Origin of the sequence: Kitasatospora sp. NPDC085895 (assembly GCF_040702125.1) — a bacterium.
Lineage (GTDB): Bacteria > Actinomycetota > Actinomycetes > Streptomycetales > Streptomycetaceae > Kitasatospora > Kitasatospora arboriphila.
This window is the reverse complement of sequence record NZ_JBFBJY010000039.1, coordinates 1-12,288: the sequence shown is the minus strand read 5'-3', so window position 1 is coordinate 12,288 and position 12,288 is coordinate 1. Positions and strand designations below refer to the sequence as shown.

At 72.9% G+C, this 12,288-nt stretch carries 9 protein-coding genes; 7 read left to right on the top strand and 2 right to left on the bottom strand.

Features of this window, described 5'->3' with window-relative positions:
- Positions 1-10: 10 nt before the first annotated feature.
- A complete protein-coding gene (locus AB0442_RS23340) occupies positions 11-1,039 on the top strand; it encodes an aminoglycoside phosphotransferase family protein (RefSeq protein ID WP_366165034.1) in 1,029 nt (342 codons plus the stop codon).
- Positions 1,040-1,377: 338 nt separating this feature from the next.
- Here AB0442_RS23340 and AB0442_RS23335 read toward each other — a convergent pair whose 3' ends face one another.
- Complete coding sequence (locus AB0442_RS23335) at positions 1,378-2,640, bottom strand: family 16 glycosylhydrolase (RefSeq protein WP_366165032.1); 1,263 nt, start codon at positions 2,638-2,640, stop codon at positions 1,378-1,380.
- Between the two features lie 346 nt (positions 2,641-2,986).
- Here AB0442_RS23335 and AB0442_RS23330 point away from each other — a divergent pair, with 346 nt between their 5' ends.
- Both AB0442_RS23330 and AB0442_RS23325 read left to right on the top strand, forming a co-directional pair.
- Positions 2,987-3,418 carry an ASCH domain-containing protein gene (locus AB0442_RS23330; protein ID WP_366165031.1) on the top strand — a complete coding sequence of 144 codons (432 nt, stop codon included), beginning with the start codon at positions 2,987-2,989 and terminating at the stop codon, positions 3,416-3,418.
- Positions 3,419-3,481: 63 nt separating this feature from the next.
- Entirely contained in the window at positions 3,482-4,162 is a 681-nt protein-coding gene (locus AB0442_RS23325) for a VOC family protein (protein ID WP_366165029.1), read from the top strand.
- 125 nt (positions 4,163-4,287) lie between these two features.
- Here the strand turns inward: AB0442_RS23325 and AB0442_RS23320 are convergent, their stop codons facing one another.
- The gene (locus AB0442_RS23320) at positions 4,288-7,176 is read right to left on the bottom strand and encodes a glycosyl hydrolase (RefSeq protein ID WP_366165028.1); all 2,889 of its coding nucleotides are present in this window, start codon (positions 7,174-7,176) and stop codon (positions 4,288-4,290) included.
- A 373-nt stretch (positions 7,177-7,549) separates the two neighbouring features.
- Here AB0442_RS23320 and AB0442_RS23315 point away from each other — a divergent pair, with 373 nt between their 5' ends.
- The 4 genes from AB0442_RS23315 to AB0442_RS23300 all read left to right on the top strand — a co-directional run bounded on the left by AB0442_RS23315 (position 7,550) and on the right by AB0442_RS23300 (position 12,212).
- Entirely contained in the window at positions 7,550-8,851 is a 1,302-nt protein-coding gene (locus AB0442_RS23315; protein WP_366165027.1) for an extracellular solute-binding protein, read from the top strand.
- A 74-nt stretch (positions 8,852-8,925) separates the two neighbouring features.
- Positions 8,926-9,897: a sugar ABC transporter permease gene (locus tag AB0442_RS23310; protein ID WP_363540331.1), complete on the top strand. Its 972-nt coding sequence runs from the start codon at positions 8,926-8,928 to the stop codon at positions 9,895-9,897.
- Between the two features lie 5 nt (positions 9,898-9,902).
- Positions 9,903-10,739, top strand: coding sequence for a carbohydrate ABC transporter permease (locus AB0442_RS23305; RefSeq protein ID WP_344624533.1), 837 nt, complete (start codon positions 9,903-9,905; stop codon positions 10,737-10,739).
- Between the two features lie 48 nt (positions 10,740-10,787).
- Complete coding sequence (locus tag AB0442_RS23300; RefSeq protein WP_366165026.1) at positions 10,788-12,212, top strand: GH1 family beta-glucosidase; 1,425 nt, start codon at positions 10,788-10,790, stop codon at positions 12,210-12,212.
- Positions 12,213-12,288: the final 76 nt, after the last annotated feature.

Sequence of the window (12,288 nt, the reverse complement as noted above, 5' to 3'; positions counted from 1 at the left end):
TGATGACGCCATGTGGTCACGACTGCCCTTCGGGGAGCGGCTGAGGGCCGAACTCGGCACGCCCCGCGGAGCCCGCCGGCTGGGCAGCAGCCCCCGCTCCCGGGTGTGGCGGGCCGAACTCGCCGGCACCCCCGTGGTCGTCAAACAGCTCCGCGACGGGCCCGGCGCCGACGACCGGTACGCCCGCGAGACGGCCGCCCTCCGCCTCGCCGCCCGCACCGACCCGCCGGTCGCCCCGAAGCTCCTCGGAGCGGACCCGGCGGCCCGGGTGATCGTCCTGGAACACCTCGCCGACGGCACGCCCCGCGCCGACTGGGTGATCGGCTACGCGGCCGCCCTGGCCCGGCTGCACGCCGCGGCCGGCCCCGGCGGCGCCGACGGCCTGCCCGCCTGGTCCGGGCCCACCGACGAGGACGTGGCGGCCTTCCTCCGGCTGGCCAGGATGCTCGGCGTCGTCGTCCCGGCCGGTGCGCGCGCCGAACTCGACGGCGTCGTCGACCGGTTGGCCCGGCTGCCCGGCCGCGCCCTGCTGCACGGGGACCCGTGCCCGGGCAACGACCTGCATACCGGGGACGGCCTGCGCTTCGTCGACTTCGAGCAGGCCTCCCGCGGGCCCGGCATCGTCGAACTCGCCTACCTGCGGATCGGGTTCCCCACCTGCTGGTGCGCCACCGCCCCCGCCCGGGAGCGGCTGGCCGCCGCCGAGGCCGCCTACCGCGCCCAGTGGCGCGCCGACACCGGCACCGAGGTGGACGGCGACCTCGCCGACGCCTGCGCCGGGTGGCTGCTGCGCGGCGACGCACTCGTCCAGCGCGCCCACCGCGGCACCACCGACCACCTGGCCCGGATCCCGCACCGCGACTGGACCTGGGGCACCGCCACCGCCCGCCAGCGCCTCGCCCACCGCCTGCGGACGGTCGGCCGCCTCACCGCCGACACCCCCGCCTCCCGCGACCTGGCACGCCTCGCGACCGCCATGCACGAGGGCATGCTCGCCCGCTGGCCCGCCCTGCGCCCCCTCCCCGAACGGCGGCCGTAGGACCCTGTCTTTGCAGGGCGCTCGGGAGGTCGATCCGGGGGCGCGGAGGCAGCTCCCGGATCGAAGGCCGCCGGGGGCGAACTGCGCAGTTCGGGAGTGGTGCTCGTGACCAGCCGGCTCACCCCTGGTCCGTACGGTGGCCCGCATCCGCATCGCACAGTTCTCCCCGGGCTTCGGCCGGAGGTGTCCCCACGCACCCCGAGGAGGGCATCCGCACGCCGTCGCAGACCCGCCTCAGGGGCGCGGCCGCCGCGGGTGCCCCCCGCACGGCGGGCGCCCCGCGCCCCGGCAGGGAGCCGGGGGCGGGGCGCCGCGGTGGAACCGCCGGGGCCGGGGAGTCAGCCGACGGTCCACTTCTGGGCCGCGGTGCCGTTGCAGGTCCAGGTCTGCAGCCGGGTGCCGTCGGCCGAAGAGCCGTCCTTGGCGTCCAGGCACTTGTCCGCACCGACGTTGGTCAGGTCGTGCGCGGCGGTGTACGTCCACTTCTGGGCGTTGGTGCCGTTGCAGGTGTACAGCTGGACGACGGCGCCGGCCGCGGTGGAACCGCCCGCCACGTCGAGGCACTTGCCGAGGGCGCGGACGGTGCCGTCGTTGCCGACCGTCCACTGCTGGGCCGCGCCGCCGGTGCAGTTGTGCAGCTGGATCGGGGTGCGGTCGGCGCTGGAGCCGCCGGCCACGTCGGCGCACATGCCGCCGATGCCGCGGATCGGGCCCGACGCCGCCGGGCCGCTGCCCGAGGTGGAGGCCCGCACGTAGTCGACGACCATGGTCTGCGGGAAGGCCGTCGAGCCGTCCGGGCTGCCCGGCCAGTCGCCGCCGACCGCCAGGTTGAGGATGACGAAGAACGGGTGGTCGAAGACCCACTTGTTGCCGTGCGTGTCGGCCGGGGTGCGGGTCTCGTACGGGGTGCCGTCGACCGACCAGACGATGGAGTTGGGGCTCCAGTCGACGGAGAAGACGTGGAAGTCGTCGGCGAAGGCCTTGCCGCCGGGCAGGCTGTACGCGGCGCCGAGGCCGCCCGCACCCGAGTAGCCGGGACCGTGGATGGTGCCGTGCACGCTGTTCGGCTCGCGGCCGATGTTCTCCATGACGTCGATCTCGCCGCTGTTCGGCCAGCCCGCCGAACCGAGGTCGTTGCCGAGCATCCAGAAGGCCGGCCAGACGCCCTGGCCGCGCGGGATCTTGATCCGGGCCTCGAACCGGCCGTACGCCTGGGTGAAGGTCCGGGCGGTGTTCAGCCGGGCCGAGGTGTACTGGCACTGGCCGTACCAGCAGCCGAGGCCGGGGTCGGTGTCCTTCTTCGCGGTGATGACCAGGTGGCCCTGGCCGTCCAGCGAGGCGTTGGAGGTGCTGTTGGTGTAGTACTCCAGCTCGTGGTTGCCGAAGCCGCCGCCACCGGTCTCCAGGGTCCACTTGGCGGCGTCGGGGCCGCGGCCCGCCGGGCCGTCGAACTCGTCGGACCAGGTCTGTGCGGCGGTCGCGGCGCCGGCCCGCGGGGCCACGGCGTCGTTGGCGGAGACCAGTGCCGCGCCCACGAGGGCCGTGGTGAGCGTGAGCACGAGCCCGCCGAGCGACCAGCGGCGTTTGCGGTGGGAGGCCATGGCAGGCGCACCCCTTCCTGGGGACGTGGGGGTGGGGCAGGGAAAGACCGCGCGTACCCGAAGGAGCGAGAGCGCTCTCTTCGCGACCGGGGCGGCTCCGGTGGGCCCACACGCTACCGACGGGTCACCCCCGCCGACAATGCCACCCCTCATCAACGCCAAGCCCCTGACCTGCGACGATACAAATCTCCGCAGTTCCTTAAGCGTCTCTTAGGGCCCACTTGACCTGTGGACATCATCCGCGGGGGCCCACCGCGCCGGAAATCGCTTGCCCGGCAGCGGGTCCCGGGCGCGGCCCGGCCGGAATCCGGATGCCCACGACCGACCGCCGGGCTAGCCTGACCGGATGGACCACGACAGCCACGAGGGCCTGCCCAGGGCCGAGTTCGCCTTCCCCGGCCCGCTGCGCGACGCGCTCGTCGCGGCGATCCTGGACGGCTCCAAGACCAGCACCACCGGCCTGGTCGCGGAGTACGAGAAGCTCGGCGAGAGCATCCCCGGCCCCGGGTACCGGGAGGCCGTGGTCGACTCGGCCGGGCAGGTGGTCGCGGTGATCGAGCTGACCGAGGTGCGGATCGCCCCGCTCGCCGAAGTCGGGCTGGCGCACGCCGTGGCCGAGGGCGAGGGCTACACCTCGGTCGCCGAGTGGCGGGCCGGCCACGAGGACTTCTGGCACGGCGCGGAGTTGCGGGCCGTCCTGGAGGATCCGCACCACACCGTCGACGACACCACACCGCTCGTCCTGCAGCGGTTCCGGCTGGTCGACCGCGTCAAGTAGTCCGCGGGCAGAAGTAGTCCGCGGCCGGAGGTAGTTGGTCGACGACCTGCTACGTTGGCGCGCATGACCGATGGCGCGAACGGAACCGGACGGATCAGGCCCCGGCACTTCCACGAGAGCGAGGGCGTGCAGGACTGGCGGGTGCTCGGCGAGGGCGCCTGCGCCTACTTCCGCACCGGGTCGTTCGCGGCCGGCGTGCGATTCGTCCAGGAGATCGGCGAGTTGGCCGGGGCGGGCGCGGACGCCCCGGACGTGGACCTGCGGCCCGAGGGCGTCACGGTACGGCTGATCACCCTCACCGAGGACTACTACGGGCTGACCGAGCGGCACGTCGAACTCGCCCGGCTGATCTCGGCGGTGGCCCGCAAGCTGGAGCTTCCGGCGGACCCGTCGGCGGTGCAGACCGTCCAGGTGACCGTCGACGCCCTCGCCGGGCCCGCGGTGGTGGCGTTCTGGCGGGCCCTGCTCGGCTACCGGGAGCGGGCCGCCAGCCCCGAGGACCTGGTCGACCCGCAGCGCCGCGGGGCGCCGTTCTACTTCCAGCAGATGGCGGAGCCCCGCCCGCAGCGCAACCGGGTCCACGTCGACGTCTGGGTGCCGCACGACCTGGCCGAGGCCCGGATCGCCGCGGCGATCGCCGCCGGCGGCCGTCTGGTGAACGACGAGTTCGCGCCCGCCCACTGGGTACTGGCCGACCCCGAGGGCAACGAGGCCTGCGTCGGCGCGGCCGGCGGGCCCGAGTAGGGGCCGGGATGCGCGGGGGCTCCCCGCCTGCCCCGGCGATGCGCGCGGGACGGACGGGGAGCGGGCGTTCGGGCGGTCGGCTCAGGAACGCGTGGAACCATTCCCACGCCCCCTGAAGCCCGGGACTAGGTGAACGGGATCCGCAGGACGGAGGCGCTGCCCTGGGTCTGGGTGGCGCCGACCCGCAGCTGGGCGGGGGCGCTGCCGATGGCGGACCAGACCTCGATGCGGACGGTTCCGTGGTCGAGGGTGCCGAGGGTGCCGGTGGCGGAGGCGAGTCCGGCCGCGGTGCCGGAGTAGCGCTCCCAGCCGGCGACCGGGTCGGTGGCGAAGTACCGGTAGGTCTCGACGCGTTCGAAGGTCCCGTCGCCGGTCAGGTCGTAGGAGATCCTGGCCTGCTGGCCGAGGCCGACGGCGCTGCCGGCGTCGACCCAGAGGTCGAAGTCGGTGGCCGCGCCGGGCTTCACGGTGCCGCTGAGGTTGCGGATCTCGTAGACCTTGGCCTGGTACGGGGTGCCGTCGTGGTTGGTGCCGCCCGCGGAGGGCAGCGTGTCGGTGGCGGCCGCGCTGCCGTAGGCGGTGGTCAGGGTGCCGCCGGGCTGCAGGTAGAAGGTGTTGCCGGTGGTGGCCGTCGCGGTCGGGGTGGGTGTCGGGGTCGGGGTCGGCGTGGGCGAGGCGGTCGGCGATCCGGTCGGGGTGGGCGACGGGGTGACGCCGCCGGTTCCGCCGTCCTGCCGGCTGCCGCGCTCGCTGGCGGTGGAGCGGGCGGGCACGGTCAGCGCGTAGCCGTCCGAGAAGTGCACGGTGCGGGCGGTGGTGGTGTAGTTGTGCGCCACGTGGGTGCGGGTGCCGCCGCTGGTGAAGACCGCCGCGGTCGGGGTGTCGGCGGTGGTCGCCGCATCCAGGGTGCCGAGCGAGGCCAGGTTGTGGATCCAGTGGTAGGTGTGGGCCTTGGACTCGCCCTCCTCCGGGGTGTAGCCGGCGTTCCCGGCGTCCCAGTCGGCCTTGGCGGCGGCCGGGTCCTCGAGGGCCTCGGTCTCCCAGAGGAGGTCCCGCCAGTCGGTGAAGGCGCCGCCGTTGTTGGCCTTGAGTTCGGCGAGGTTGGCGCGCAGGTCGTCCTGGCGGCGGCCGAGGTAGAGCGATCCGCCGTTGAGGGGAAGGAAGTTGATGCCGTGGATCATGCCGGGCGAGGCCGTCCACCAGGTGGAGTAGGCGGCGCCGCTGCCCCAGACCATGCCGACGGTGGCGTGGCCGAAGGTGCTCGGGAAGACGCTGTGGTCGGCGTCGAACCAGTACTGCTGAACGGCGTTGGCCTCGGTGGTGTACAGGTAGACGCCGAGGTCGCGCAGGGTGGTGTCGCCGGTGGCGGAGCCGTAGAGGATCAGCGCGGAGCTGAAGTTGAGGCCCTCGGAGGAGGACTCCTGGTTGTTGCCGGCGGCGAAGCCGGCGTGGCCGGAGGCCCAGCCGTGGCCCGCGTAGACGTCGAAGTTGCGCAGCAGGGGGAAGCGGCCGTCGGTGCGGTCGGCGTTGGCGGCGTCCTTGGCGAGCAGCTTGACCATGCCGCCCCAGGCGGAGTCGGCGGCCCAGGCCGCGTCGTAGCGGGCGACGGTGGCGGCGGCCTGGACGAAGTAGCCGTAGTGGAAGTGGTGGTCGTTGAGTTCGGCGTCGGTGCCGTAGGAGGCGGGGTAGCCGATCAGCGTCTTCCAGGTGGGGTCGTAGGCGAAGACGGACGAGCCGGTGCCCTTGAACCAGGTTTCGAGCTTGCCCTTGAGCAGGCCGATCAGCTTGTCGCGGGTGGCGGTGTCGCCGAGCTGGTCGGCGACGGGCACGAGCTGGGCGAGCCGGCCGAGGGCCTTGCCCGTCCAGTAGGTGTCGGTGGCGCCCTGCCACGGGTCGGCGGCGTTCGCCTCGGCCTTGACCATGGTGCCGAGCGCGGTGCGGTCGTAGGCACCGAGGTCGGGCAGTGAGGGCAGCACGCCGGTGACGGTCTGCGCGGTGGTGAACGAGGCGCCCTCGCGGACCTTCATGGTGCCGCGCGGCGAGGTGTAGGAGAGGGAGGTCAGCGGGTCGGCGGTGGCCTGCCACTGGTGCGGGTAGAGGGCGAGCAGGGTGCCCGTCCCGACGCCCTCCTGCGCGGTGGTGGTGGCGGTGTAGGTGGTGCTCAGCGTGCCGGCGGCCTCCTGGTAGGTCCAGGTGGCCTTGGTGTCGGTGACGAAGTTGTACGCGTAGGTGCGGTACCGGGCGAGGTCGGCCGGCGAGGGCAGCACGGCGACGGAGTAGTAGTCCTTGCCGCCGAGGGCGGCGGTGAGGGTGCTGCCGCTGACCGTCCAGTCGGTGCCGGTGGGGGCGAAGAGGCCGTAGTGGTGGCCGCCGACGGTGATGCCGAGGACGTTGCCCTGGTCGGAGAAGACGGTCGGGGTGCCCGCGGTGGTGATCTGGGCGGCGCCGCCGGTGGCGTGCGCGTAGACGTACGGCAGGCCGTGGCCGACGGTGGCGCTGAAGGTGTGGCCGCCGTCGGCCCAGTAGGGGGTGACCGTCCAGTCGGACCAGCCGTCGACCTTGGTGTCCGGGGAGTTGAGGCCGGCCACGCCGAGGGTGAGGTCGCGGGTGTGGGTGAAGTCGTACTGGCGCCCGTCGGAGGTGATGGTCGGCGTGGTGGGGTAGCCCACCTCCAGGCCGCTCGCGTTCGCCTTGAAGGTGAACGGGTGGGCGTACATGTTCTCGGAGTACGGGTTGCCCGCGTAGCGCTGGTAGATCAGCGAGGACCACCAGTCGTTGGTGGGGGCGGCCTTGCCGGCCGCCCGGGCGGTGACCTTGGGGGTGACGGGGGCGCCGTCGGAGTTGCTCGGCCCGACCGTGCCGGCGGGGCGGGTGTCGGCGTATCCGCCGAGGCCGACCGGGACGGTCGCGGCGGCGGCACTGCCGGCGGCGACGGTCGCGGTGAGGGCGGCGGCGGCCGCCAGGGCGAGGGCGGTGACCGCCGCGGCCGGACTGCGCAGGGATCTGAGCTTCATCGGGTCCACCTCGGGTGGGGGTGGGGGACGGGTGAGTGTGAGGGTGAGTTCTGAAAGCGCTCTCAGCGATCGGACGGTAGGGCCGGATCCGACGGAGTGTCAATGCGCTGAACCGAATCCGCCGTACGGCCGCACCGAAGGCGGGAAAGGCCCGTAGGGCCAGGGCGGAGGGTCGGGCTCCGAGGTCACGGTCAGGTTTCGACCTCTTGACGGCCACCCGCCGGTCCCGGCACTCTCCTTGCATCGCTGAGAGCGCTCTCAGAAATGAGGCACCGGGCATCGACATGCCGGCGGCCCGCGGAGAGCGCTTGCCCGTCAGTGCTCCCCTTCGCAGACTCCAGCCACCCACCCTGTCCGGTCAGGAGACATCCCCATGCGCCCGTTCAGAGCCCGCCGTACGGCCGCCCTCGGCACCGCCGCCCTCGCGGCGGCCATGCTGCTCACCGCCTGTTCCTCCGGCGGCACCGCATCGAAGGACGCCGCCGACGGCAAGGTCACGTTGACGATCGACCTCTTCGGCACCTTCGGGTTCAAGGAGACCGGCCTCTACGACGAGTACATGAAGGCCCACCCGAACATCACCATCAAGCAGTCCGACACCCAGGACGAGGCCCAGTACTGGCAGGCCCTGCAGACCAAGCTGGCCGGCGGCGGCGGCGTGGCCGACGTCCAGGGCCTGGAGGTCGGCCGGGTGGCGAGCGTCGTGCAGAAGCAGGCCGACAAGTTCACCGACCTCAAGTCCGTCGGCATCGGCGACGTCAACGACGGCCTGGTGGAGTGGAAGGGCGCGGCGATCAAGACCGCCGACGGCAAGGTGCTCGGCGCGGGCACCGACGTCGGCCCGGAGGCGATCTGCTACCGCACCGACCTGTTCAAGGCGGCCGGCCTGCCCACCGACCGCACCGAGCTGGCCGCCAAGTGGTCGACCTGGCAGGGCTACCTGGAGCTGGGCAAGCAGTACGCCGCCAAGGCGCAGCCCGGCAACGCCTGGACGGACAGCGCGGCGGGCATGTTCACCGCCGAGGTCGGGCAGCAGAAGGTGCGCTACTCCGACGAGGGCGGCAAGCCGGTGTACGAGACCAGCCCGGCGGTCAGGACCGCGTGGGAGGACTCCGCCAAGCTGGTCGCGGACGGCCTGTCGGCCAAGCTGCCGCAGTGGACCCCGGAGTGGAACAAGGCCTTCTCCACGGGCAAGTTCGCCACGCTGAGCTGCCCGGCCTGGATGATCGGCTACATCAAGGGCCAGGCCGGCGACGCGTCCGCCGGCAAGTGGGACATCGCCGCGGGCCCGGGCAAGACCGGCAACTGGGGCGGCTCGTACCTGGCGATCCCGCGGACGGCCAAGCACCCGAAGGAGGCCGCCGAGCTGATCAAGTGGCTGACCGCCAAGGAGCAGCAGGTGAAGCTCTTCACCAAGCAGGGCTCCTTCCCGTCGAGCACGGCGGCGCAGGCCGAGATCAAGTCGGTGCAGGACCCGTACTTCAACAACGCGCCGATCGGCCAGATCTTCAGCGAGTCCGCGGCCGCGATGCCGGCCCAGGTGCTGGGGACGGACGACGGCGTGATCGGCAAGGCGTTCACCGACGCGCTGGGCGAGGTGGAGCGCACCAACACCGCTCCGGCCACCGCCTGGCAGCACGCGCTGGACAACGTCAAGAAGGCCAACGGCAACTGACGCCCCGGCAGTGACAGACGCCTGATCACCGGCCTCCGGCCCGTCCGGCCGGGGGCCCCGTCCGAGGACTCCCCATGGCCATCTCCTCTCCCCCGGCCCCGGCCGCCGGGCGGCGCCCCGGGCAGCCGGCACCGGCCGCCGCGGCGCGCCGGTCCGGCCCGCGTGCGGCGGGGCGTCTCGCCCCGTACGGGTTCGTCGCGCCGTTCTTCGTCCTGTTCGCCGCCTTCGGGCTGTTCCCGCTGGTGTACACCGCGTACGTGTCGCTGCACCGGGTGGAGCTGCAGACCTCGGAGCAGATGGACTGGCTGGGCCTGCAGAACTACACCCGGTTGTTCGAGGACCACTTCTTCTGGAACGCACTGGGCAACACCTTCACCATCGGTGTGCTGTCGACCGTGCCGCAGCTGCTGATGGCGCTCGGCCTGGCGCACCTGCTCAACTACAAGCTGCGCGGCCGGACGTTCTTCCGGGTCGCGATGCTGATGCCGTACGCGACCTCGGTGGCGGCCGCCACCCTGGTCTTCGCCCAGCTGTTCGGCCGCGACTACGGTCTGATCAACTGGCTGCTCACCTCGGTCGGCCTCTCCCCGGTGGACTGGCAGGCGAGCACCTGGGCCTCGCAGCTCGGCGTGTCCGCGATCGTCACCTGGCGGTGGACGGGCTACAACGCGCTGATCTACCTGGCCGGCATGCAGGCGATCCCGGGCGAGCTGTACGAGTCGGCGGCGATGGACGGCGCCTCGCGCTGGCAGCAGTTCCGCCACGTGACGATCCCCGGTCTGCGTCCGACGATCGTCTTCACCGTGGTGGTGTCCACCATCGGCGCAACCCAGCTGTTCGGCGAACCGCTGCTGTACGAGGGCAACTCGGGCGGCGGCATCTCGCACCAGTACCAGACCCTCGGCCTCTACATGTACGAGCAGGGCTGGACCTTCTTCCACCTGGGCCGCGCGGCGGCCGTGGCGTGGGTGATGTTCCTGCTGATCGTGGTGCTCGCCCTGCTCAACGCGGCGATCGCCGCCCGGCGCAACCGTACGGACCGGTGATCGAGATGATGCTCGCCAAGCGCTCCCCCCTGCAGGGCGGCCCGCTCGCGTACGCGGTGCTGGGCACGGCCACGCTGCTGTTCGTCTTCCCGTTCTACTGGACGGTGGTGGCGGCCAGCCGGACCAACTCCGAGCTGAGCGCGGCGACTCCGTCGCTCACCCCGGGGCCGAACCTGTTCCACAACTTCGGTGAGGCGCTGCAGCAGGCCGCGATCGGCACCGCGCTGTGGAACTCGCTGCTGGTGTCCGCCGCGGTGACCGCCGGCGTGGTGCTCTCCTCGACGCTGGCCGGCTTCGCCTTCGCCAAGCTGCGCTTCCGCGGCCGCGGGCTGCTGCTGGCCGTCACGGTCGGCACCATGATGATCCCGCCGCAGCTGGGCGTGATCCCGCTGTTCATGGTGATCGTGAAGATGGACCTGCAGAACAAGCTGCCGGCGGTGATCCTGCCCTCGCTGGTCTCGGCGTTCGGCGTGTTCTTCATGCGGCAGTTCCTGATCCAGGCGTTGCCGGACGAGCTGATCGAGGCCGGCCGGGTCGACGGCGCCTCGGCGCTGCGGATCTTCCGCTCGATCGTGCTGCCGGTGGCCCGTCCGGGCATGGCCGTGCTCGGCATGCTGACCTTCATGGCCACCTGGAACGACTTCTTCTGGCCGATCGTCGCGCTGAGTTCGCAGAACCCGACGGTGCAGGTGGCACTGAAGTCGCTCGGTCAGGGGTACGTGCCGGACCAGTCGGTCGTGATGGCCGGCACCCTGCTCGGCACGCTCCCGGTGCTGCTGGTGTTCGCGCTGCTGGGCCGGCAGATCGTCGGCGGCATCATGCAGGGCGCCGTCAAGGGCTGAGCCGCCCCCGCCCCCGTGCATCCCCAACCACTCTCCCCGGAAGGCGACATGTCCGTCGAAGCCCTCCCCTCCCCCGTCCGCACCGGTTTCCCGGCCGGCTTCGTCTGGGGCGCGGCGACCGCCGCGTACCAGATCGAGGGTGCCGCCGCCGAGGACGGCCGCACGCCGTCCATCTGGGACACCTTCAGCCGCACGCCGGGCAAGGTCCGCAACGGCGACACCGGCGACATCGCCGCCGACCACTACCACCGGTACCGCGAGGACGTGGCCCTGATGGCCTCGCTCGGGCTCGGCGCGTACCGCTTCTCGCTGGCCTGGCCGCGGATCGTGCCCGGCGGCCGCGGCCCGGTGAACGAGGCCGGCCTGGCCTTCTACGACCGGCTGGTCGACGAGCTGCTCGAGGCCGGGGTCACCCCGGTGGCGACGCTCTACCACTGGGACCTCCCGCAGGAGCTGGAGGACGCGGGCGGCTGGACGAACCGCGACACCGCGTACCGCTTCGCCGAGTACGCGCAGGTCGCGGCCGAGCGCCTCGGCGACCGGATCGGCACATGGACGACGCTCAACGAGCCGTGGTGCAGCGCGTTCCTCGGCTACGGCAACGGCATCCACGCGCCGGGCCGCACCGACCCGGCGGCCGCACTGACGGCCCACCACCACCTGCTGCTGGCGCACGGCCTGGGCACCGCGGCGCTGCGCTCGGCGCTGCCGGCGGCGGCCCAGGTGTCGCTGACGCTGAACCTGGCGGCCGTCCGCCCGCTGACGCAGGACGCGGGCGACCTGGACGCGGCGCGGCGGATCGACGGCCTGGCGAACCGGATCTTCCTGGACCCGGTGTTCCACGGCCGCTACCCGGCGGACGTGCTGGCGGACACCGCGGGGGTGACCGACTGGTCCTTCGTCCACGACGGCGACCTGGCGGAGATCTCCCGCCCGATCGACTCGCTGGGGATCAACTACTACACCCCGACCGTGGTCGCCGCGGACGACCCGCAGAACCCGGCCGCCCGCCAGGACGGCCACGCCGGCGACCTCTCGCCGTGGCCGGCCGACCGCGGCGTGCGCTTCCTGCCCGCCGAGGGCAGCCGCACCGCGATGGGCTGGCCGGTGGACGCCGAGGGCCTGTACGAGCTGCTCACCCGGCTGCGCGACGACCTGCCGGGCCTGCCGCTGCTGGTCACGGAGAACGGCGCCGCGTACGAGGACTACTGCGACCCGACGGGCGCGGTGCGCGACCCGGAGCGGATCGCCTACCTGCACGGCCACCTGGCCGCCGTCCGCCGGGCGATCGCCGACGGGGCGCCCGTCCGGGGCTACTTCCTCTGGTCGCTGCTGGACAACTTCGAGTGGGCTTTCGGCTACAGCAAGCGGTTCGGCATCGTCCACGTGGACTTCGCGAGCCAGCGGCGCACCCCCAAGGAGAGTGCGCGCTGGTACGCGGAGGTGATCCAGACGGGGGACCTGCCGGCCTGACGGGCCGGCCGAGAACGCCGTGGGGGGGGCCGGGGCGGGGGGGGGGGCGGGGGCCCCCCCGGGGCCCCCCCCCCCC